This window comes from Rhodococcus sp. 05-2254-2 (assembly GCF_002259095.1).
Classification (GTDB): Bacteria; Actinomycetota; Actinomycetes; order Mycobacteriales; family Mycobacteriaceae; genus Rhodococcoides.
In genome coordinates, this window is the sequence record NZ_NOZJ01000019.1 from 252,207 (window position 1) to 274,795 (window position 22,589).

General features: G+C 64.8%; 21 protein-coding genes. 8 read left to right on the plus strand and 13 right to left on the minus strand.

The genetic code is table 11. The features are described 5' to 3' along the window. Nucleotides 1-6 precede the first annotated feature (6 nt). From CH283_RS20875 to mqo, 3 genes are all read right to left on the minus strand, one after another. A complete protein-coding gene (locus CH283_RS20875; RefSeq protein WP_176460476.1) occupies nucleotides 7-1,947 on the minus strand; it encodes a magnesium chelatase subunit D family protein in 1,941 nt (646 codons plus the stop codon). Nucleotides 1,948-2,190: 243 nt separating this feature from the next. Further along, nucleotides 2,191-2,667: a GNAT family N-acetyltransferase gene (locus CH283_RS20880; protein WP_068050238.1), complete on the minus strand. Its 477-nt coding sequence runs from the start codon at nucleotides 2,665-2,667 to the stop codon at nucleotides 2,191-2,193. 11 nt (nucleotides 2,668-2,678) lie between these two features. Next, nucleotides 2,679-4,199, minus strand: a complete 1,521-nt coding sequence (mqo, locus tag CH283_RS20885) for a malate dehydrogenase (quinone) (protein ID WP_094642176.1) — start codon at nucleotides 4,197-4,199, stop codon at nucleotides 2,679-2,681. Nucleotides 4,200-4,391: 192 nt separating this feature from the next. On the opposite strand from mqo, the gene CH283_RS20890 reads away from it, so the two are divergent. Together CH283_RS20890 and mtr are read left to right on the plus strand one after the other, a co-directional pair. Further along, nucleotides 4,392-5,432 carry an alpha/beta hydrolase gene (locus CH283_RS20890; protein ID WP_068050242.1) on the plus strand — a complete coding sequence of 347 codons (1,041 nt, stop codon included), beginning with the start codon at nucleotides 4,392-4,394 and terminating at the stop codon, nucleotides 5,430-5,432. Next, on the plus strand, nucleotides 5,429-6,814 hold the full coding sequence (gene mtr / locus CH283_RS20895; RefSeq protein WP_094642178.1) for a mycothione reductase: 1,386 nt from the start codon (nucleotides 5,429-5,431) through the stop codon (nucleotides 6,812-6,814). The genes CH283_RS20890 and mtr overlap by 4 nt, the downstream gene beginning before the upstream one ends. Before the next feature lie 6 nt (nucleotides 6,815-6,820). Here mtr and CH283_RS20900 read toward each other — a convergent pair whose 3' ends face one another. Next, nucleotides 6,821-7,387: an alpha/beta fold hydrolase gene (locus CH283_RS20900; protein WP_094642180.1), complete on the minus strand. Its 567-nt coding sequence runs from the start codon at nucleotides 7,385-7,387 to the stop codon at nucleotides 6,821-6,823. A gap of 106 nt (nucleotides 7,388-7,493) precedes the next feature. On the opposite strand from CH283_RS20900, the gene CH283_RS20905 reads away from it, so the two are divergent. Genes CH283_RS20905 through CH283_RS20915 form a run of 3 tightly spaced genes read left to right on the plus strand, consistent with a single transcriptional unit; the run spans nucleotide 7,494 to nucleotide 9,462 of the window. Then, a complete protein-coding gene (locus tag CH283_RS20905; RefSeq protein WP_176460506.1) occupies nucleotides 7,494-7,856 on the plus strand; it encodes a GntR family transcriptional regulator in 363 nt (120 codons plus the stop codon). Next, nucleotides 7,853-8,770, plus strand: a complete 918-nt coding sequence (locus CH283_RS20910) for an ABC transporter ATP-binding protein (RefSeq protein ID WP_094642184.1) — start codon at nucleotides 7,853-7,855, stop codon at nucleotides 8,768-8,770. Before CH283_RS20905 ends, CH283_RS20910 begins: the two co-directional genes overlap by 4 nt. Then, nucleotides 8,767-9,462: an ABC transporter permease gene (locus CH283_RS20915; RefSeq protein ID WP_094642186.1), complete on the plus strand. Its 696-nt coding sequence runs from the start codon at nucleotides 8,767-8,769 to the stop codon at nucleotides 9,460-9,462. Before CH283_RS20910 ends, CH283_RS20915 begins: the two co-directional genes overlap by 4 nt. Here CH283_RS20915 and CH283_RS20920 read toward each other — a convergent pair. Together CH283_RS20920 and map are read right to left on the minus strand one after the other, a co-directional pair. Then, entirely contained in the window at nucleotides 9,446-10,981 is a 1,536-nt protein-coding gene (locus tag CH283_RS20920; protein ID WP_094642188.1) for a cobyric acid synthase, read from the minus strand. The genes CH283_RS20915 and CH283_RS20920 overlap by 17 nt on opposite strands. 34 nt (nucleotides 10,982-11,015) lie before the next feature. Continuing rightward, nucleotides 11,016-11,891, minus strand: coding sequence for a type I methionyl aminopeptidase (gene map, locus CH283_RS20925; protein WP_094642190.1), 876 nt, complete (start codon nucleotides 11,889-11,891; stop codon nucleotides 11,016-11,018). Nucleotides 11,892-12,030: 139 nt separating this feature from the next. Between map and CH283_RS20930 the strand changes: the two genes are divergently transcribed. Continuing rightward, a complete protein-coding gene (locus tag CH283_RS20930; protein WP_255183280.1) occupies nucleotides 12,031-12,903 on the plus strand; it encodes a helix-turn-helix transcriptional regulator in 873 nt (290 codons plus the stop codon). 36 nt (nucleotides 12,904-12,939) lie between these two features. Here CH283_RS20930 and CH283_RS20935 read toward each other — a convergent pair whose 3' ends face one another. The 5 genes from CH283_RS20935 to dxr all read right to left on the minus strand — a co-directional run bounded on the left by CH283_RS20935 (nucleotide 12,940) and on the right by dxr (nucleotide 19,475). Continuing rightward, a complete protein-coding gene (locus tag CH283_RS20935; RefSeq protein ID WP_176460477.1) occupies nucleotides 12,940-14,754 on the minus strand; it encodes a penicillin-binding transpeptidase domain-containing protein in 1,815 nt (604 codons plus the stop codon). A gap of 82 nt (nucleotides 14,755-14,836) precedes the next feature. Then, the gene (locus CH283_RS20940; protein WP_068050264.1) at nucleotides 14,837-15,673 is read right to left on the minus strand and encodes a GNAT family N-acetyltransferase; all 837 of its coding nucleotides are present in this window, start codon (nucleotides 15,671-15,673) and stop codon (nucleotides 14,837-14,839) included. A 121-nt stretch (nucleotides 15,674-15,794) separates the two neighbouring features. Continuing rightward, a complete protein-coding gene (ispG, locus tag CH283_RS20945) occupies nucleotides 15,795-16,934 on the minus strand; it encodes a flavodoxin-dependent (E)-4-hydroxy-3-methylbut-2-enyl-diphosphate synthase (RefSeq protein ID WP_068050276.1) in 1,140 nt (379 codons plus the stop codon). A gap of 61 nt (nucleotides 16,935-16,995) precedes the next feature. Further along, nucleotides 16,996-18,207 carry a M50 family metallopeptidase gene (locus tag CH283_RS20950; RefSeq protein WP_068050266.1) on the minus strand — a complete coding sequence of 404 codons (1,212 nt, stop codon included), beginning with the start codon at nucleotides 18,205-18,207 and terminating at the stop codon, nucleotides 16,996-16,998. Nucleotides 18,208-18,212: 5 nt separating this feature from the next. Then, a complete protein-coding gene (gene dxr, locus CH283_RS20955; protein ID WP_306437466.1) occupies nucleotides 18,213-19,475 on the minus strand; it encodes a 1-deoxy-D-xylulose-5-phosphate reductoisomerase in 1,263 nt (420 codons plus the stop codon). Here dxr and CH283_RS20960 point away from each other — a divergent pair. Next, nucleotides 19,474-19,995 (plus strand): DUF1990 family protein, encoded by a 522-nt coding sequence (locus tag CH283_RS20960; protein WP_068050280.1) that lies wholly within the window; start codon nucleotides 19,474-19,476, stop codon nucleotides 19,993-19,995. The genes dxr and CH283_RS20960 overlap by 2 nt on opposite strands. Nucleotide 19,996: 1 nt before the next feature. Here the strand turns inward: CH283_RS20960 and puuE are convergent, their stop codons facing one another. Then, nucleotides 19,997-20,896 (minus strand): allantoinase PuuE, encoded by a 900-nt coding sequence (puuE, locus tag CH283_RS20965; protein ID WP_176460507.1) that lies wholly within the window; start codon nucleotides 20,894-20,896, stop codon nucleotides 19,997-19,999. Nucleotides 20,897-21,112: 216 nt separating this feature from the next. Between puuE and CH283_RS20970 the strand changes: the two genes are divergently transcribed. Beyond that, complete coding sequence (locus CH283_RS20970; protein ID WP_068050271.1) at nucleotides 21,113-21,382, plus strand: DUF2631 domain-containing protein; 270 nt, start codon at nucleotides 21,113-21,115, stop codon at nucleotides 21,380-21,382. Between the two features lie 8 nt (nucleotides 21,383-21,390). On the opposite strand, the gene rlmN is transcribed toward CH283_RS20970, so the two are convergent. Further along, on the minus strand, nucleotides 21,391-22,542 hold the full coding sequence (rlmN, locus tag CH283_RS20975) for a 23S rRNA (adenine(2503)-C(2))-methyltransferase RlmN (RefSeq protein ID WP_094642194.1): 1,152 nt from the start codon (nucleotides 22,540-22,542) through the stop codon (nucleotides 21,391-21,393). Nucleotides 22,543-22,589 lie beyond the last annotated feature (47 nt).

Genomic DNA, 22,589 nt, shown 5'->3' on the forward strand with positions numbered 1-22,589 from the left:
CCCCCCCTACGCCGCTGCGCGAACGACTGCGGCGACCTGCTCCGCCGACAGATCCGCCAGCGCCACGTAACCGCCGCCGAGGCACGCCGCGAAATCGGCAGCGAGCCCGAGGCGCACCATTCCCGATTCGCAGTCGACGACGACGGAGGCGATCTTGTCCGACGCGATACGCCCCGCGGCGATCCGGGCCCGGCCGACGGGGTCGGTGCCTCCGGTGGCACGGCCGTCGGTCAACGCGACGACCAGAGCGCGGCGCAGCGGGTCCCGAACACGCTCTCGCAGAACGAGTTCCCGTGCCTGCAGAAAACCCTGCGCCAGTGGCGATCTGCCACCGGTCTTCATCTTCCGCAACCGCGTCACCGCCACGTCCACCGACGACGTCGGCGGCAACACCGTCTCGGCTTCCGTGCCGCGCACGGTGATCACCGCAACCTTGTCGCGGCGCTGATACGCATCGCGCAGCAGCGAGAGCACCGCACCGGTCACCGCGGACAGTCGATCTCGCGCAGCCATCGAACCCGAGGCATCGACGACGAAGACGATCAGGTTGCCCTCGCGGCCCTCCTTGATCGCGCCCCGCAGATCCGCGGGCTCGAGCTTCAGCCGGCCGGAGGTGCGGCCGCGGACGACCTGCTGCTCGGCCGCGGCGAACAGGGTGCCAACCAGGTGCAGGCCCTTGCCCGACTCGACGGTGGGACGTACCGATCGTCCGTGCGCGGACCGTGACCGCGAGCGTCGACCAGGCGCACCCTCGCCCACTCCGGGAACCTCGAGCAACCGGGCTCTGAACTGTGCTCCCGGAGTGCCTGCCTGCTTCTCGCTGCCGGTACCCGAGGGCGGCGGTGGTTGCGCCGAATCCTCGTTCGAATTGGAGGACTGTGTGTCGGAGGACGGGGACTGGGAGGCGTCGTCGGGAGCCTCGGGATCGGGAGCTCCCCCACCACCGTCGGGGTCTGGATCCGGATCCGGCTGCTGCTCGGCCTGTTCGACCGCGTCCCGCATGGCGTCGTCCAGTTGCTTGTCGTCGATGCCCGGCTCGTCGAAGGGATCGCGCCGACGCCGGTGCGGCAGAGCCAGTTCGGCGGCAATCCGCACGTCTTCCTCGGCCACGTCGCTTGCGCCTCGCCAGGCGGCGTGGGCGGATGCGGTGCGAGCGAGCACAAGATCGGCGCGCATACCGTCGACGTCGAATGATGCGCAGAGCGCGGCGATACGCCGAAGTTCCTTGTCGCTCAACACCACATCGTCGAGAATCTTTCGGGCGGCCAGAATCTGCTCGGCCACGGCGATGTCCTCGTTGCGGTACTCGGCGGCGAATGCGTGCGGGTCACGCTCGTAGTTCATCCGGCGGCGGACGACGTTCATGCGAACGTCCACGTCCCGCGACGCCGTCACCTCCACTGCCAGACCGAACCGGTCGAGCAGCTGCGGGCGAAGCTCGCCCTCCTCGGGATTCATCGTGCCCACGAGAACGAATTGCGCTGGGTGAGAATGAGAGACTCCGTCACGCTCGACATGCACCCGACCCATCGCGGCCGCGTCGAGCAACACGTCGACCAGGTGATCGTGCAGCAGATTCACTTCGTCGACGTAGAGAACACCACGGTGCGCAGCCGCGAGCAGACCGGGTTGAAACGCACGTTCGCCGTCGCGCAGAACCTTCTCGAGGTCGATGGACCCCACCACTCGGTCCTCCGTTGCCCCCACCGGAAGTTCGACGAGCTTCGCCGGACGCGAGCCGTCCTCGTCTTCCACGGCGGGCAGCAGTGCCGCGAGTGCGCGCACCACCGTCGATTTCGCTGTGCCCTTCTCTCCTCGCACCAGTACACCGCCGATACCGGGGTGCACGGCACACAGAATCAGCGACAACCTCAGCTGATCCTGACCGACGATCGCACTGAACGGATATCCCGGTTCGGGAACACTCCCACTTCGCTGCACAGCCAATTCCCTTCGTGCCCGGAGTTCCGCGCCGGACGTTCGGTCGAGATACGCGAAGCCGAGCGGCGATCTGGCTGACAGGGGAATCTCCTCGAGCGAAGATTCTCCTGAACACAGTGGCGGGACCGCGCCTGATTGACACAGGACTTCTCCGCGACCGACTTCGAACGGAACACTACCGCCGAACGAACGAATGCCACACACGGTAGGGCCGTGTGTGGCATTCGTTTTTGTCGTACTACAGGGAGGTCAGCTCTCGCTCCAGGCGGTGCCGCCACCCCGACGCATCGGCGTGTGCGGGATGCCGTCCTCGAGAACTTCCTCGCCGTCCGGCAGGAAGCCGTGCTTGGCGTACATGTCGACGAGGTAGCTCTGAGCGTTGATCCGGCACGGGGCCGAACCGACCTCGGCAAGCGCGGCTCGCAGAATTCGCGTGGTGTGGCCCTGTCCCCTGGCCGAGCGCTGCGTGCAGAGCCGGCCGATACGGAACGCCTTCTCGCCGTCGTCGTGCTCCTCGAGCAGGCGAAGTGTGCACACCACTTCGCCGTCCCGTTCGAGCCAGAAGTGCCGTGTCTCGGTCAGCAGGTCACGCCCGTCCAACTCCGGGTACGCACACGCCTGCTCGACCACGAACACCTCGACACGCAGCTTCAACAGGTCGTACAACGTGCTGTTGGACAGATCTAGTGCCCATGATCGTTTGAGAGCTGCTGCTTGCGTATTCATACCTTTTGCTATCACACACCCGTGGGCTGTGCGAGCTCACGAGCATTTTCCAGTTGCAGTGTCTTGGACGTCCAGCCCCAGACCTCGTCGAACAACGAGCTGTTCTGCGCCAGCTTGACCCCCAGCGACGGGACCATTTCCTTGAGCTTGGGCTGCCACGCGTCGTACTTGTCACCGAAGCACCGCTGCAGCACGTCCAGCATGGCCGGAACGGCGGTGGATGCGCCGGGAGAGGCACCGAGCAGTCCGGCGATGGTGCCGTCCGCTGCGTTGACCACAGCGGTGCCGAACTCGAGCACACCGCCGCGACCCTTCTTGCGGATCACCTGGACGCGCTGACCCGCGGCGACCAGCTCCCAGTTCTCGCCGAGCACCGAGGGCGCGAACTCGCGCAGCGTCTCGACACGATCTGCCTGCGACTGAGCCAGTTCACTGACCAGATACTTGACGAGTCCGAGTTCGGTCACACCGACCCCGAGCATCGACATCAGGTTTCCGGGCTTCACCGAGGTGGGCAGGTCGGTGATCTTGCCCTGCTTGAGGAACTTGGGCGACCAGCCGGCGTACGGGCCGAACAGCAGACCCTGCTGGCCGTTGATCACGCGGGTGTCGAGGTGCGGGACCGACATCGGCGGAGCACCGACCGAAGCCTTGCCGTACACCTTGGCCGAGTGCTGCTCGATCAGAGCCGGATCGGTGCACCGCAACCACTCGCCGCTGACCGGGAAGCCGCCGAATCCCTTGATCTCCGCGATTCCGGACTTCTGCAGCAGGTGCAGTGCGCCGCCGCCTGCGCCGACGAACACGAACTTGGCGTTGACGGTCTTCTTGACGCCGGTGCGCTGGTTGGCGACCTTGACGTCCCAGCTGCCGTCGGACTGCTTGGTGATGTTGCGCACATCGTGTCCGAAGTGCACTGTGCCGCCCGCGGACGACAGGTAGTTCAGCAGTTGCTTGGTGAGCGCACCGAAGTCGACGTCGGTGCCTTCCTGACTCCAGTTCAGGGCCACGGGATCGGAGAAGTCACGGCCCTTGGCCATCAACGGCAGTCGCGCCGAGAACTCGTCCTCGGAGTCGATGTACTCCATGCCTGCGAACAGTGGGTTGCCCACGAGCGCCTCGTACCGCGCACGGAGGTACTTCACGTTCTCGGCCCCGTGCACGAAGCTCACGTGCGGAATGGGGTTGATGAAGTTCTTGGCGTCGGAGAGCACACCGGTCTCGATGCCGTGTGCCCAGAACTGACGCGACACCTGGAACTGCTCGTTGACGTTGAGCGCCTTGGCGATATCGACGCTGCCGTCCTTGTTCTGCGGCGTGTAGTTCAGTTCGCACAGTGCCGAGTGGCCGGTGCCCGCGTTGTTCCACGCGTCGCTGCTCTCGGCTGCGGCCGCGTCGAGCCGCTCGTAGACGTCGATCGACCAGTTCGGCTCGAGCTGACGGAGCAGCGCACCGAGGGTGGCGCTCATGATTCCGGCACCGACCAGAACGACGTCGGTCTTGATCCGCTTACCCTGCTCATCTTTGGACACTGGAGAATCGACTTCCTTGTCTGTGGAGGTCTCGGCCGGTGGCGGTATCGACCGGAGAACTCTGCTGTAGAGGGCTACTTCACCCGATGCGGTCAGGTTACTAGCTGGGCCTACCCCGTCGGACACCACGTCAACCCGGTTCCGATTGTGCTCCTCGGACGCCGCCCGCGGTGCCCACTACAGTTGTGATCTGTGACTACCTGGGTGCCCGACGTCCTCGGCGACGGCTACGAACAGACGACCATTCCACTCGGCAACGATCCGGACGGCGAAGGGCAGGTCGAGGCCACTCTCGTGCGGTACCAACCGCCCGGTGCCGCCAACTTCGAGCGTTCGGTGATCTACGTCCACGGGTTCACCGACTACTTCTTCCAGCGCCACATCGCCGAGCACTTCGCAGCGCAGGGATACGCCTTCTACGCCCTGGACCTGCGTAAATGCGGACGCTCGCGCCGCGAGGGCCAGACCGCACACTTCGTGACCGATCTGGCGATGTACGACGCCGAGCTGAACGAGGCTCTCGCCCTGGTCCGCACGGAACGCCCGGGTGCCCCGGTCCTGCTCATGGCGCACTCGACCGGCGGCCTCGTACTGCCGCTGTGGCTGAACCGTCTCAACCGTCAGGAGGGCGGATCGGCCGGGCTGGGCCTGTCGGGTGTGGTCCTCAACAGCCCGTGGTTCGATCTGCAGGGCCCACCTGCCATCCGCAGCGTCGGTACCGCCGCGATCGACGTCATCGGCAGGTTCCGGTCGAAGGCACAGGTTCCCGGCGGCGGGCTCGATACGTACGGGTTGTCGCTCGCGGCATCGGAAAACGGCGAGTGGGACTACGACCTCGACTGGAAGCCCCTGGCCGGCTTCCCCATCACCTTCGGGTGGATTCGCGCCGTCCGCCACGGACACGCCGAACTTCATCGCGGCCTCGACATCGGTATCCCCGCACTGATTCTGCGCTCCAAGGTGACGCACTTCTCGCGCCGATACAGCTCCGCAGTCGACGCCGCAGACGCCGTACTCGACGTTCGCCAGATCGCGCGCTGGGCGGGCTGCCTGGGCGACCGCACCACGATCGTGCCCATCGAGGGAGCCCGCCACGACGTCTTCCTGTCCACCGAGACTCCACGCGCTCGGGCCTTCGAGGAAATGGACGAGTGGATCGAGTGGTTGCACCGAAGCGAGAGCACCGACCACGCGTCGGGCAAGGACCACACCGAGAGCGGGCACATTTCATGACCGAGCATTTCGACGTCGCGATCATCGGCTCCGGATCCGGCAACTCGATCGCCGATTCGCGCTTCGAAGACAAGAAGATCGCTCTGATCGAGGAGAACTCGACCTTCGGCGGCACCTGCCTCAACGTCGGCTGCATCCCCACCAAGATGTTCGTCTACGCCGCCGAGGTTGCGCGGACGGTACGCGATTCCTCGAAATACGGTGTCGATGCCCACGTGGACGCAGTGCGCTGGCCGGACATCGTCGATCGCGTCTTCGGCCGCATCGACCCGATCTCGGAGGGCGGCAAGCGTTACCGCGCCGAAGGCAGCCCCAATCTCACCCTGTTCGAGGGTCACGCGCGCTTCGTCGGCCCGCGCACCATCGACACCGGCACCGGCGCCGTGATCACCGCCGACCAGATCGTCGTCGCCGCCGGATCTCGTCCGACGGTGCCGCAGGCCATCGCCGATTCGGGTGTCGCATACCACACCAACAGTGATGTGATGCGTCTCCGCGAGCTACCCGAGCACCTGGTGATTCTCGGATCCGGTTACATCGCAGCAGAATTCGCGCACGTCTTCTCGGCTCTCGGCTCCAAGGTGTCGATCGTCGCCCGCAAGGACACCTTGCTCCGCGCACTCGACGCCGACATCTCGAAGCGATTCACCGAGCTCGCCCGCGCCAAGTGGGACGTACACCTCGACTCCGGCGAGACCACTCCCCTGTCCGAGGGCGGGTTGCACGGGGTCCAACTCGCCGACGGCACCAAGGTCCTCGGCGATGCATTCCTCGTCGCCGTGGGCCGCGAGCCCAACGGTGACCGTCTCGATCCGGCTGCGGCAGGCATCGAGCTCGACGACGAAGGCCGCATCGTGGTGGACGAATTCGGCCGCACCACGGCCGAGGGAGTGTTCGCACTCGGCGACGTATCGTCTCCCTACCAACTCAAGCATGTGGCCAACCAGGAAGCTCGCGTCGTTCAGTACAACCTGCTGCAGGACGCGTGGCACGGCGACACCTCGACGCTACGGAAGAACGACCATCGGTTCGTTCCCGCTGCGGTGTTCACCGATCCCCAGATCGCCGAGGTGGGCATGACCGAAGAGCACGCCCGCGACGCCGGCCTGGACATCACCGTCAAGGTCCAGAACTACGGAGATGTCGCCTACGGCTGGGCCATGGAGGACAGCGAAGGTCTGTGCAAGATCATCGCCGAGAAGGGCACCGGAAAGATTCTCGGCGCGCACATCATCGGTGCGCAGGCCCCGACCCTGATTCAGCCCCTCATCCAGGCGATGAGCTTCGGGTTGTCGGCCCAGGACATGGCACGTGGCCAGTACTGGATTCACCCCGGCTTGCCCGAGGTGGTCGAGAACGCCCTGCTGGGGCTCGAACTGTAGTTCCGACTACCAGGGGCTGGTGCGGAGCACGATTTCGGTGGCCAGCGCAGCCGGCTCGTCGGCGACGACATTCGCGCTGCCGTCGAGTTGGACCACGCGGAAGTCCGAGTAGACGAACCTTCCGCTCGCGTCGGCGGATGCGCGGCCCAGCGAGGACCCGACGACCAATGTCGTCGGCAGCTCGACCGGGGGGCAATCCGCGCCGCGTACGGTGCCCTGCTCGTCCGCGATCGCGGGGTGGCACCGGTTCACCGCGATCAGACTGGCGAAGCGCCCGAAGGTCTTGGCGGCCAACGTCCATGCCGTTTCCGCACCCGCTCCGCTGCCGACGAGGTGCACCCACGACAGTTTCAGCTCGTCGAGAACCGTCAGGATTGCCTCGTCGCTGACGCCGTCGATGCTTTCCAGCGCAACGGTTTTCAGATCCGAATTGTGCAGCCGTTCACTGACGGCGTCGTACACATCCACCGGATCGCCTGCATCGGGAAGCAAGAGAACGGCGTGCCTGCTGTCCGGGCCTGCCACTCGCACCGAACATTGCCCACCCGCAGCACTCACATGCGTGAACTCCATGGGGACGACGGTACTGCCTCTTGCGCCGACCACGCGTCGGTTCTATGGTTAGTTACATGAGTAATGAACCACTGAGGCAAGCAACCTCGACGCACCGGCGGCGGTTCTGATGGACGAGGGCAGGCCTATCTTCCTGCAGATTGCCGAGATGATCGAGAACTCGATCATCGACGGCTCCCTGGCAGAGGAAGAGCAGGTCCCCTCGACCAACGAACTGGCCGCATTCCATCGAATCAACCCGGCCACCGCAGGAAAGGGACTCGCCAAGCTCGTCGCCGACGGTGTCGTCTACAAGAAACGAGGTATCGGAATGTTCGTGACCACAGGCGCTCGGGACGCTCTTCGATTCCGTCGCCGAGACCTCTTCGCTCGCCAGTACATCGATCCGCTCGTCACCGAGGCTCGCAAGCTCGGCATGACCGTCGACGAACTCAAGACCATGCTCGACAACTGGGAGGCAGCACGATGAGCGTCCACACCCTCGACTCGTTCGACGAACCCAGCAGCATCGTTGCGTCGGCCACGCACCTGGCCAAGAATTTCGGCTCGTTCACCGCGGTGGACGATGTGAGTTTCGAGATCGAACGCAACAAGATCTACGGCTTCCTCGGCCGCAACGGCGCGGGTAAGACCACCGTCATGCAGATGATGACGGCTCAAATGCGCCAGAGCGCCGGGGACATCTCGGTGTTCGGACAACGTCCGTGGGAAAACCCTCACGCGCTCGGTCACGTGTGCTTCGTCAAGGAAAGCCAGAAGTATCCCGACGATCTTAAGGTCAAGCACGCCGTCTCGCACGCGTCACATGTCCTTCCACACTGGGACGGCGACTTCGCCGCCGAGTTGCTGCGCGACTTCGACCTGCCCCTCGGCCGCAAGATCAAGAAGCTCTCGCGAGGAATGACGTCGGCTCTCGGAATCGTCATCGGACTCGCGTCGCGTGCACCACTGACCTTTTTCGACGAGCCCTACTTGGGACTGGACGCGGTCTCGCGACACCTGTTCTACGACAGATTGCTGGCCGACTACGCCGAGCACCCCAGGACCGTGGTTCTGTCCACTCACCTCATCGATGAGGTCAGCGATCTCATCGAACACGTGATCCTCATCGACAAGGGCAGGATCGTGCTCGACGACGAGTCGGATACCCTGCGCGAGAGTGCGTTCGAGATCACCGGTCCTGCGCCGGCTGTCGACGCGTTCACCGCTGCTCACCGGACCCTGCACCGCTCCGCTCTTGGACCGAGCGTACGAACGACGATCGACGCCCGACTGACTGCTCAGCAGAGATCCGACGGCCGAGCCGCAGGGCTCACCATCGAAGCTGTTCCACTGCAGCAGTTGATCATCGAACGCACCACCGCCGAGGAGGCGTTGTCATGAAACGGATACTGAACGTAGCTCGCATCCACAACACTTCGTGGGCAACGACATTCGTGTGGCCGATGGCGGTTCTCGCGATTGCCTTCGTGATCACCTTCGGCATATTTCTGGTCATCCCGACCACAGACTCCGAATACAACTTCACCGGTAGCGTCTTCTCGATCTATGGATTCGCCATGGCGTTCTACATCACCGCGATCACTCAGTGCTTTCCCTATGCCTTGGGTCTGAGCATCACTCGCCGCGAATTCCTCACCGCCACAGCGTTGGTAGGTGTATGCCAGTCGATTGCATTCGGCACGATCATCTACGTGCTGTCCTTGATCGAAGCAGCCACGGATGGATTCGGCCTGAAACTGCGAATGTTCGGCATCGCTCGGTACGCGACAGACAATCCGTTCGTGCAGTGGGCCGCACTCGTTACCGTCATGCTGCTCCTCGGCGGCATCGGTGCATTCATCGGCGTCGTGTATCGACGGTTCCGCACCAACGGATTGTTCACCCTCGGACTCGGAGCGCTCGTAGTCTTCGGCGGCGGATCTGTACTCGTGACCTGGCAGAACTGGTGGCCCAACGTCGGCGATTTCTTCACCGACACACCGCGAATTCTGCTACTGGTCGTCATTCCGTTGACCATCACGGCGATACTGTCTGCGGCCAGCTGGTTCGGTCTGCTCAAAGCAACTGCGTGACAATGGTGTCGAGGCCCGGATCGACGCCGTGCTCGATGAGGTCGAGTACGGCGTCGACGTCGAGGTTGTCTTCCACCAGATCGGCCAACAGATCCAACTGCTGCTCCCGCAGTGCCGCGACCGACGTGTCGGGTGCCACCTCGAATCCCGTACGACCCGACTTCTCTGCCACCCAGGTGAGCAGGGAACGACGGAAATCGTCGGACTCGAGCAATCCGTGCCAGTGGGTACCCAGAACGCTGCCGCGTAGGCTGCCTTCGGCGATACCCGACGCGGTGGTCGACAAGGCGTCGTCGCCGTTTCGTGCGACCCTGCCGTGGTGAATCTCGTAGCCCGACACGGGATTCGGGCCGAACTGCATCGACTGCCCCGCCACCTGCGCGAGTACCTTGTCGGCTGCGAACTCGATGTCGAGATCGAGCAGACCGAGACCCCGGACTGCCCCCGCTCCGGATTCGACGGTGTCGTCGATCGTTCGGCCCAACATCTGATAACCACCGCAGATCCCCAGAACCGGAAGGCCAGCAGCCCCGCGGGCCGCGATCGCATCGGCAAGACCGCTGCGCCGCAACCACTCCAGGTCCGACACGGTGGACTTGCTGCCCGGAACGACCACCAGATCCACATCCTCGAGCCGGGACGGCTCGGTGACCCAGTGGACCGACACCCCGGGCTCGCAGGCCAACGCCTCGACATCGGTGGTGTTGGAGATTCTCGGCAAACGCACCGCAGCGACGCGCAACCACTGCGAGCCGTGCGGTGCACGCGGCCGCCCCACCGGAGCATCGGGAACGGTTCCGAGTGAATCCTCGGCGTCCATCCACAATCCGTCCGCGAAGGGAACGACACCGTACGTCGGACGTCCCGTCAACGCGCGTAACTGATCGAGACCGGGTGCCAGCAGAGCAGGATCACCGCGGAACTTGTTGATCACGAACCCGGCGACGAGCGCCTGATCCCCCGGAGACAGCACCGCAACGGTGCCGAACAGATGAGCCAGCACTCCCCCTCGATCGATATCCCCCACCACGATCACCGGAAGAGACGCCGCCGTCGCCAACCCCATGTTGGCCAGGTCCGTGGCGCGCAGATTGATCTCGGCGGGCGAGCCCGCCCCCTCGCAGATCACCACATCGAATTCCTCGCGCAGAGAGGACAATTCGTCTGCCACCACAGCGCGCAACGACTGCCGATGCTCGATGTAGTTGCTCGCACTCACCTGCGCAACGGCCCGCCCGCGCACCACCAACTGCGAGGTCCGGTCACTCCCCGGTTTCAGCAACACCGGATTGAAGCGGACACTCGGCTCGAGACCGCAGGCCGACGCCTGCATCGCCTGCGCTCGACCGATCTCACCGCCATCGAGCGTGACCACCGAATTGTTGGACATGTTCTGCGCCTTGAACGGAGCAACCCGCACGCCCCGTCTCGCCAACATCCGACACAGCCCGGCAACCAACACACTCTTGCCTGCGTCGGATGTCGTCCCCGCAACCAGCAGGGCACCTTTCGGATTCACGGCATCGTATTTCTATTCACTCCGCAGGCTCCGCTCACGGGAGGGTCAGAATCTCGCTGCCCGTCTCGGTGACCACAAGCGTGTGCTCGAACTGCGCGGTCCACTTCTTGTCGTGCGTGACCACCGTCCAGCCGTCGTCCCACATCTCGGCGTTGATCGTGCCCAGGTTGATCATCGGTTCGATCGTGAACGTCATACCCGGCTCGATGACGGTGTCCACCGACGGCTGGTCGTAATGCAGAACGACGAGACCGTTGTGGAAGGTGGTACCGATGCCGTGGCCGGTGAAGTCCTCCACCACGCCGTAGCCGAACCGGTGCGCGTACGACTCGATGACGCGGCCGATCACGTTGAGCGCGCGCCCCGGCTTGACCGCCTTGATGGCACGCATGGTGGCCTCGTGCGTACGTTCGACCAGCAGGCGCGCTTCCTCGGAGACGTTGCCGGCCAGGAAGGTCGCGTTGGTGTCGCCGTGGACGCCGTCGACGTACGCGGTGACGTCGATGTTGACGATGTCACCGTCCTCGATCACGGTGGAATCCGGGATGCCGTGGCAGATGACCTCGTTCAGGGACGTGCAGCAGGACTTCGGGAACCCTCGGTAGCCCAACGTGGACGGGTACGCACCGTGATCGATCATGTACTCGTGGGCAATCCGGTCCAGCTCGTCGGTGGTGATTCCCGGTGCCACCGCCCGGCCCGCTTCCTGTAGTGCCCTGGCCGCGATCTTCGACGCCACTCGCATCTTCTCGATGACCTCGGGGGTCTGGACCCAGGGCTCACTGCCTTCGGCCACGGTCGACTTCCAGGCGTATTCGGGGCGCTCGATGGACTTGGGCACCGGGAGGACGGGCGATACGACGCCTGGTACGAGTGGCTGACGGGGCTTGCTCTCGGCGGTCACAGACATGGCGTCCAGAGTAGTCGGCTCGTATTCGGCCCCGAACCGCAGCGCAGTGGCCCGTGCCAGTCGAAACAGCGCTTGCCGTTGTGGATATGATCTGGATCACGTTCGTCGCTCGTGCATCCGACACGGGAAAGGAAGCTCCGTGGTCCATTCGAATCTGTTGCGGCCCCGTGACGGCGATGCCCTACGCGCCGAACTGCGCCAGGTGGCAGCGGCGTCCGACGTGCCCGTCGTGTTCGGCGGCGAGGTCTCCTCGGAGACCCTGTACCTGAGTGAATTCCACGGAACCAGAACCCGCGGCCTGGACGGACTCGCCATCCCACCCAGATCCGGCCTCGGCGGGCGAGTCATGGAACAGCGCAGGCCCGCGGCCGTGAGCGATTACGGCGCGTCGATGTCGATCACCCATCACTTCGACCGACCGGTACTCGGCGAGGGCCTCAAATCGATACTGGCCGTGCCGGTGGTCGTTGCCGGTGTGGCGCGAATAGTGATGTACGCGGCCCTACGCGAACGCGGCCCCCTCGGAGATCGCGTCGGCGACATCATGACGACCGCCGCCAGGCGTCTCGGCCAGGAGATCTCCGTGCGTGACGAGGTCGACCGCCGGATCCGTCTGCTGGCGACCACCCGCTCGATGCTCGACTCGGATCTCTCCCGCACGGCCGAACTGCGCAGCGTCCACGAGGAACTGTCCGATCTCGCCCGATCTGTCGGTGACGTGGCCATCCGGCGCAGACTCGACGCGGTCGCAGCCCGCGTGGCCGCGTCGTTCGGCCAGGAGATGCCCCACGACCCGCGGACCCAGGACGTGTCGCAGTCGCTGACACCACGAGAGATCGACGTGATCTCGCAAGTTGCTCTGGGCTGCACCAACATCGAGGTCGCCGCGCGTTTGTCGATCGGTGCCGAGACCGTCAAGTCGTACCTGCGCAGCGTGATGCGCAAAACCGAATCGCACACTCGATACGAAGCCGTGGTGGCCTGCCGTCGACTCGGAGTGCTGCCCTCCTGAACCGGGCACACCGCCGAGCGGTCAGTACCCGAGCGGTCAGTACCCGGGGGGCAGTTGCTCGAACATCTCTCGGGTCACAGCGACCGCATTGTCCGAGCTGCCGCCCCGCACCACGAGGGTGGCGAAGGCGATGTCTCCGCGGTAGCCGACGAACCACGAGTGCGAGCCGCCGTCGACCTCTGCTTCGCCTGTCTTGCCGTACACCTCGCCCTGGTCTGCGATGCGCTCGGCCGTACCGCTGGTGACCACCGAACGCATCATCCCGCGCAGCCCGTCGACCATCGCAGGCTCGATTTGCGGATGCTCTCCCGTGATGACGGTGTCGCGTCCGACCAGGAGGTTCGGCACCGGCGTCGAGCCATGGGCCACCGTCGCGGCGGCCAGGGCCATACCGAACGTCGACACGACCACTCGGCCCTGACCGAATCCGTCCTCGGTGCGCTGGACGAGCTCCTCGGCCGGGGGCACCGAACCGGAATCGGTAGGCAGCCCGACGACGTCGTAGTCCGGCCCGACGCCGAACTGAGATGCCGCCACGGTCAATGCATCCGGTGCCATCTCGCTGGCCAGCTTGGCGAACGAGGTGTTGCACGAGCGGGTGAACGCAGTACTCATCGTCACGTCACCCAATGCGAACTCGTTGTAGTTGGGCACACTGCGCTCACCGATCACGATTCGACCCGGACACGGGACGGTGCTGCCCGGAGACGCGAGTCCGCTCGAGATGGCGGCACCGGCGGTGATGATCTTGAAGGTCGATCCGGGTGGGTAGAGGCCGGCCGACGCGACCGGTCCGTCCCGATCGGCAGCCGGGTTCTGTGCCACCGCCAGAATCGCCCCGGTGGACGGCTGGATGACCACCGTCATCGCCTGCTCGGTGCGTGCGTTCACCGCACGCTGCGCCGCGACCTGAATGTTGCGATCGAGACTGATGGAGAACGACGGAGAGGGCTCCGGCGGAGTGTCGGTGAGGACATCGATGTCGACGCCGTTGCGATTCGTGGTGACCACACTCCACCCCGCCTTGCCGTCGACCTCGTCGATGACGGCCTTCTTGACCTGGCCGACCAGGTCCGGCGCGAACGTGGGGTCGGTGGACACCAGATCCGATTCGTCCGATGCGGTCACTCCCGGGATCTCGGTCAGCGCGGCCGAGATCGGCTGGTAGTCACTGTCTCGAAGCAACGCCACCGGATAGTCGCCGTCGACAGAGGTGGCGGATTCGACGATGGACTGCGCGGTGATGGACGCATCGAACGGTGTCAGCAATGTCGACAGCGCCGTCGCCGAGGCAACCACATTGTTCGCATCGGCCGCGTCGAATTTGATTCGGTGCACCACCCCGGGCACCAACACGTCGGTCCCGGAGCGCTCGTTGACTCGTGCGCGCGGAGCCGCCGTGGATCGCAACGACATCGTTTGAGTGTCACCGAGCTTGGGATGGATGTCCGACGCCGTCCAGCGCACCACCCACTCGCCCTCGCTGCGACCCATGTTCAGCTGACCGTCGTACGTCCACACCCGATCCTTCGGCAGCTGCCACGTGTAGGTGTAGCCGACTGTGGCGGTGTCACCGTCGACCTGCACCGACGTCGTCTCCGCTTCCAGAGCCTCGGCCTGAAGATTGGTCCACGCCTCGGTCAGTGCCGTGGCCGCCGCGTCGGGCTTGTCGGTGTCCGCGGCCGCGGCGGCGATGTCGTTGGACTCGAACGCGGCGAGAAATGCCTGGGCAGCCGGCTCCGGGCCGTCGGGCTTGGGGGTACATCCGGCGAGGGCGGCAGCAACGACGGCTGCGACCACCGATACCGCGCCGATCCGATACCGCACTTCGGTTGCACCACGTGATCTCATTGCGCCCCATAGTAATAGGGCGCTGCCTCCGGCTGCGGCAACGAATCGCGGTTCGGCACAACCCGTTCGAGCGACGGCCGATCTAGTCGAGGAGCACGGTCGTGAAGGTCGCCACCTGGGTCAGACCGATCTTCGCGTACGCCCGTCTGGCGACGTAGTTGAAACTGTTGACGTAGAGGCTTGCGGTGCGGCCCTGGCGGACCACCGAATTCACCACCGCTGCGGTACCGGACGCACCGAGACCGTGCCCACGCCGATCGGGGTGAACCCATACCCCCTGGATCTGCCCCACCGTCGCCGACTGCGACCCGATCTCGGCCTTGAACACCACCCGACCGTCCTCGAATCGAGCCCACGCACGCTGCGCGGCAATCAGACTCGAGATCCGTCGCCGGTATCCGCGGCCGCCGTCGTTCTGCCTCGGGTCGACTCCGACTTCCTCGATGAACATGGCCACGGCCGCAGTCAGATACACGTCCAGTTCCTCTGGGCGAACGAGACGTACGTGTGGATCGGGGGTGACCGACGATCGGACCGACGTGGCCAGCAGCGGTTGCTCACCACGAACTTCCCGGGCCGGGCCCCAGTCGGTTTCGAGCATCTCCCACAGCGGCAGTGTCAGTTCGGCTCGTCCGACCAGTGAGGAACACAGCCGTGGACCGCGGCACGCGCGGTCGGCGAACGACCGCAGATCGTCACTCGATCCGAGCAGAGGGACGAGGTTGGCTCCGTAGAAGCACAATGACTCGTCCGGTCCGCCCCGGCTCCACATCTCACCGTGAAACGACCTCGGATCCAGTCCGGATTCCTGCACCCTCGCGGCGACCATGCAGGTGGCAACCGGGTCGGCATCGAGCACCCGTAAGACATGCGCAACGTCCCGATTACCGAGAGGCTTCGCACCGAGGAGCTTGAGCACCTGCCGACCTCCTGACCCACCTACCGCATACACACCGACCGAGCGTGTAGCGAATCATTCCAGAGAACCTGTTCCCTCGGTGGCAGAGCGGCAAACCGGACACCGACCGGATCGATCCTGCTCAGCTGACCGTCACCACCGGAGCGCCGCCGTCTGCGGTCTCATCCTTCTCGAATTCCTCGGCGATGCGCATTGCTTCCTCGATCAAGGTCTCCACGATCTGCGCCTCGGGCACGGTCTTGATGACCTTGCCCTTGACGAAGATCTGGCCCTTGCCGTTGCCCGACGCCACGCCGAGGTCGGCGTCGCGCGCCTCGCCCGGACCGTTGACGACGCATCCCATGACGGCAACGCGCAGCGGAATTTCCATGCCCTCCAGGCCTGCGGTGACCTCGTCGGCGAGGGTGTACACGTCGACCTGCGCGCGTCCGCACGACGGGCAGGAGACGATTTCGAGCTTGCGGGGACGCAGGTTGAGCGACTGCAGAATCTGGTTACCGACCTTGATCTCCTCGGCCGGCGGAGCCGACAGGGACACGCGGATGGTGTCGCCGATTCCACGAGACAGCAGTGCGCCGAAGGCCACCGAGGATTTGATGGTGCCCTGGAAAGCGGGGCCGGCCTCGGTGACACCGAGGTGCAGCGGGTAGTCGCACTGCGCGGCCAGCTGCTCGTACGCGGCGACCATGATGACGGGGTCGTTGTGCTTGACGGAGATCTTGATGTCACCGAATCCGTGTTCCTCGAACAGACCCGCCTCCCACAGCGCGGACTCCACGAGGGCCTCCGGTGTCGCCTTGCCGTACTTCTTCATCAGGCGAGGATCGAGCGAACCGGCATTGACGCCGATGCGGATCGGAATGTTCGCGTCACCGGCTGCCTTGGCGACTTCCTTGACCCGGCCGTCGAATTCCTTGATGTTCCCCGGGTTGACGCGCACAGCGGCGCATCCTGCATCGATCGCGGCGAAGATGTACTTGGGCTGGAAGTGGATGTCGGCGATCACCGGAATCTGACTCTTCTTGGCGATGATCGACAGCGCATCCGCGTCGTCCTGTGTGGGGCATGCCACACGCACGATGTCGCAGCCCGACGCCGTCAGTTCGGCGATCTGCTGCAGAGTGGCGTTGATGTCGTGGGTCTTGGTGGTGCACATGGACTGCACCGAGATGGGGCTGTCGCTGCCCACTCCCACCGACCCGACCTGGAGCTGCCTGGTCTTTCGACGCGGCGCGAGTACCGGTACCGGCGGTGCCGGCATTCCCAATCCGACTGACACGGACACAGTGGCCTTCTTTCCTAGCTACGACTGACGAGTCTACTTAGAACAATTGAATCGGGTTGACGATGTCCGCCGTGAGTGTCAACAAGGAGAACCCGATGAAAACGACGATGACCACGTAAGTGACCGGCATCAGCTTCATGTAGTCCACCGGCGCGCCGTCCGGTAGGCCACGGCGGTTTCGGAAGATGTTGCGAATGCGCTCGTAGATGGTCACGGCGATGTGGCCACCGTCGAGCGGCAACAGCGGCACGAGGTTGAACGCCCCGAGGAAGAAATTCAACGACGCGAGCAACCCGATGAACGTCGCCCAGTTCTCCGTCTCCGCTGCCTGACCACCGATGACACTGGCACCGACGACGCTCATCGGGGTGTCGAGGCCACGCTCACCGCCGAAGATCGACTCCCACAGCGCCTGCACCTTGGTCGGCAGTTGCACGAGTGCCTTGCCGGTCTGTACGAAGATGTCGCCGGTGAAAGCGAACGTCTCCGGCACCGCCTCGATCGGGTTGTACGTGATGTTCGGTGGCGGACCCCCGGTGACACCCACCGCCCCGACCGTCGTCGATTCCCTCGCTCCGGTGTCGGGATCGACGACGTATCGCTGAACCTGTGTGACCGGGACGGTGATGGTCTGCGAAGCACCGTTGCGATCCACTGTCAGCTCGACCGAGCCGGTGGAGGCCTGAATGGCCAGAACCGCATCCGACCAGACCTCCGTGGGGGTGCCGTCCACCGCTGTGATGATGTCGCCCTCACGCAGCCCTGCCGCGGCGGCCGGACCGTCACCCGAGCAATCGGCGATCTCACCGTCCGGTGTCTGCGTCGTTCCGACGCAGCCGACACCCTGGACAGTCGTGGTCGGAGTGACCCGATCGGGCGTGCCCCACCCGAGAACGAGCGCATAGATCAGCACGATTCCCAGTACGAAGTTCATCGCGATGCCGCCGACCATGACGACGATCCGCTTCCACGTCTTCTGGCGATACATCGCGCGCTCGACCTCGTCGGGTGCGAGCTCGTCGATCGCCGTCATTCCGGCGATGTCGCAGAATCCGCCGGCCGGAATTGCCTTGAGGCCGTATTCGGTCTCGCCGCGTCGGAAGGAGAAGATCTTGGGGCCGAACCCGATGTAGTACCGGCGGACTTTCATGCCGAGCGCTTTCGCGGTCCACATGTGTCCTGCCTCGTGCAGCGCGATCGACACACCGATGCCGACGGCGAACAGCACCACACCCAGAGCGAACAGCATGTAACTCAGAGGCCCTTCTGTTTCAGGAGCTCACTCGCATGTGCGCGAGCCCAGGAATCCGCCGCGAGGACGTCGTCCACGTCGGTCGGCACCGTCGACCATTGTCCACTGCCGTCATCGACGACGGCGCGCACCGTCTGCACTATCTGCGGGAACTCGATGCGCCCGGCGAGGAACGCCTCGGCCGCGATCTCGTTGGACGCGTTGTACACCGCCGTCGTGCACCCGCCCATGATTCCGGCCTCGCGGGCCAGCTGCACGGCGGGGAACACTCGATCGTCGAGTGGCTCGAAGTCCCAGGAGAACGCTGAAGTGAAATCGAGTGCACGCGCAACATCGGGAACTCGATCGGGCCACCCGAGCGCCAACCCGATCGGAAGCTTCATGTCCGGCGGGCTGGCCTGGGCAATGGTGGATCCGTCCACGAACGTCACCATCGAATGGACGATGGATTGCCGATGCACGGTGACGTCGATCTTGTCGTACGGCACCCCGAACAGCAGATGCGCTTCGATCAACTCGAGGCCCTTGTTGACCAAGGTTGCCGAGTTCAACGTGTTCATCGGACCCATCGACCAGGTCGGATGAGCCGCGGCCTGGGCAGGCGTCACCGACTTCAGTTCCGCTTCGCTCCACCCACGGAACGGTCCGCCCGAAGCGGTCAGGATCAGTCGATCCACCTCGCTTCGGTGGCCACTGCGCAGGCACTGCGCCAGCGCCGAGTGCTCCGAGTCCACCGGAACTATCTGTCCCGGTGCGGCGGCAGCGAGCACCAGTTCCCCGCCGGCGACCAGAGATTCCTTGTTCGCCAACGCCAGCCGGGCTCCGGTCTTCAACGCCGCCAACGTCGGCTCGAGACCGAGCGAGCCCACCAGTGCGTTGAGCACCACGTCCGCCTGCGTGGACTCGACGAGCTCGGTGACCGCGCGCGGCCCGCTCAGAACCCCGGGAAAGTCGAGCTCGGCGGCAGCGGCGGGGTCGGCCACGGCCACGCGTCGAGCACCGGTCTCGGCGATCTGACGGCGAAGTAGCTCGATGTTTCCACCGCCCGCAGCAAGACCGACGACGACGAAACGGTCGGGGTCGGTGGCGATGACGTCGAGCGCTTGGGTTCCGATCGAGCCGGTGCTGCCCAACAGCAACACTCGAATCGGCTCGGGACGATCCGAGGAGGTCGTTCGCTCACGATGGTCTGGCACCGGTCCATTGTTGCCTACCGAGGCTGAGAAACCCCTATGTGCCGCCGTAGCTGGCACGCTGGAGGGCATGGACGTCTCGAAGTATCGCGCGGCATCGTTCAACTACGTCGACGTAGGAGCAACGAGCGGCAGGCTCCCGTCCGGCTACCACCACGTCGAGAAATCGCGGGTGATCGGATCCGGACTCGAGGACTTCGTGGCCGCAGCCGACACGCTGATGCGCTGGGACATGCACCGCGGCACCGGACTGAAGGTCCATTCCGACGCCGACAACGCCGTCCCCGACGCCGTGGTCGTTCTCACGCTCGGGCCCGTCCGCATCCCCTGCCGTGTCGTCTACGTCATCGACGAAGCCAACCGACAGGGCTTCGCCTACGGCACCCTGGACGGCCATCCCGAGTCCGGCGAGGAACTCTTCTACGTCGACTACTCCCCCGAGGACGGGACGGTCTCCGCGCACATCACCGCGTTCTCGAACCCCGGCCGCTGGTACACCAGGCTCGGCGGTCCGGTGGGCAAGCGGGTGCAGGCCCTGTTCACCGACCGCTATCTGACGGCGCTGGCGTCGGCGTGCCGGTCGCCGCGCTGAGTCAGGAGGAGGGTGGGTGCACTGCGCGCCAGTGCTCGGCGATGTCGATTCGCTTGGCCACCCACACCTTGTCGTGAGACTGAACGTGATCGAGAAAACGCTCGAGGGCGGCGATACGAGCCGGTCTGCCCACCAGCCTGCAGTGCAGTCCGACCGAGAGCATCTTGGGGCTGCCGTTCTCCCCCTCGGCGTACAGCACGTCGAACGCGTCCCGTAGATGCGCGTAGAACTCGTCTCCGGTCGAGAACCCTCCGGGCGACGCGAAACGCATGTCGTTGGTATCGAGGGTGTACGGCACCACCAGGTGATCGACGATCTCGGAGCCACGAGAGACCTTCTCCCAGTAGGGAAGATCGTCGGCGTAGGAATCCGAGTCGTACACGAAGCCGCCGTGCTCGACGACGAGCGACCGGGTGTTCGGAGAGTCACGTCCGGTGTACCACCCGAGCGGGGCCGAGCCGGTGAGGCCCTGAAGGATGGCCACGGCCTCGGCCATGTGCTCGCGCTCGACGTTCTCGTCGATCTGCTGGTAGGACAGCCACCGCAGACCGTGGCAGGCGATCTCGTGACCCAATTCCGACAGTGCGGCAACCACTTCCGGGTTTCGTTCCATGGCCTTCGCGACAGCGAACACCGTCAGGGGTAGGTCGCGCTTCTCGAACGCCCGCAGCACCCGCCACACGCCTGCCCTCGAGCCGTACTCGTACAGCGACTCCATGCTCATGTGCCGATTCGGAAAGGCTTGTGCCCCGATCATTTCCGAGAGGAACGTCTCGGATTTGGTGTCACCGTCGAGGACGTTGTTCTCCGCACCCTCCTCGTAGTTGAGGACGAACTGGACGGCGATGTTGGCCTGACCCGGCCACTGGGCGTGCGGCGGCGTGCGGCCGTACCCCACCATGTCTCGGGGGTAGCTCAGCGGAAACTGGGTCAGTGGATGCGGAAGGCGCTCGGACGTCACCGCCGCAGTCTCTCACCGAAGTCGGCAGTCGCGCCGGGTGAGCACACAACCCTGATGGCTACGACGGGCGGTCGTATGCCAATATTGTCCGAACGCGCAGGCTCGACGCCTCGTGAAGTACGACTTCGAGAATTCATCACCCGAGAGGACCGACCGGTGGCAAATACCGAACTGGAATCCGCTTCGTACGACCCGGTCGTCGATACCCGCAACGAGGTGCCGGACGTGCCGTCCGCCGAGTGGGGGTGGAGTGGTGAATCGAATCGCGCGATGCGGGTGGCCGCCATCGTCGTAGCCGTGTTCCTGCTGTTCATGATGATCGGCAACCACACCGGCAAGGTCGAGGATCTGTGGTTGATCGGATTCGCAGCGATGCTGGTCGGCCTCGTGGTGCGAGACATCGTCGTCCGCCGCAAGCCCCGCTAGCAACCGAGTCAGTTCTCGGCTGCCAGCTGACCGCACGCTGCGGCGATCTCCTGACCGCGGGTGTCTCGGACGGTGCACGAGACGCCCTGCGCAATCACCCGTCGGACGAACTCTCGCTCCACCGGCTTCGGGCTGGCGTCCCATTCGCTACCCGGAGTCGGATTGAGTGGGATCAGGTTCACGTGAACTCGTGAGCCGAGTGCCTTGTGCAGCTTCTTGCCCAGCATGTCTGCTCGCCACGGCTGGTCGTTGACGTCTCGGATCATTGCGTACTCGATCGAGACACGACGACCGGTCTGGTCTGCGTAGTACCTTGCCGCCGACAACACCTCTGCCACCGACCAACGGTTGTTCACGGGCACCAGCGTGTCGCGGAGTTCGTCGTCGGGCGTGTGCAACGACACCGCAAGCGTCACCGACAGTCCCTCGTCGGCCAGCTTGCGGATTGCCGGTGCCAGACCGACCGTCGACACCGTCACCGAGCGCTGCGAGAGACCGAGTCCGTCGGGTGCGGGCGAGACGATCTTGCGCACCGCGGAGACGACCCTCTTGTAGTTCGCCAGGGGCTCGCCCATCCCCATGAAGACCACGTTCGACAGTCGACCTTCACCCCCGTGGACCACGCCGTCGCGCAGGTCGGCTGCAGCCGAACGGACCTGGTCGACGATCTCGGCCGTCGACAGGTTCCTCGTCAGACCCGCTTGGCCGGTCGCGCAGAAGGGACAGGCCATTCCGCAGCCGGCCTGACTGGAGATGCACAGAGTGGCCCGATCCGGGTACCGCATCAGAACGCTCTCGAGCAAGGTTCCGTCGTTGGCCTTCCACAGGGTCTTGCGAGTGTCACCGTCATCACATGCCAGGTGCTTGATCGGCGTCAGCAGCGTGGGGAAGAGATCGGCACCGACCTTTTCGCGGGCCTCGGCCGGAAGATCGGTCATCTTCGTGGTGTCGGCCTCGAGACGCCCGTAGTAGTGCCGGGCCAGCTGATCGGCGCGAAACGCAGGTAGACCGAGCGCCTTCACCGCATCCCGCAGACCCTCTTTGTCCAGGTCGGCGAGGTGGCGCGACGGCATACCGCGACGCGGCGCAGTGAAGACCAAGGGGAGATTGGGCCTCTTCTGCTCGGTCGACGTGTTCGTTGCCTCGACGGAGTCGCTCATACTCCACCCCACATCTTTCGGTGACACTGCATTCCTCCATTGTCCAC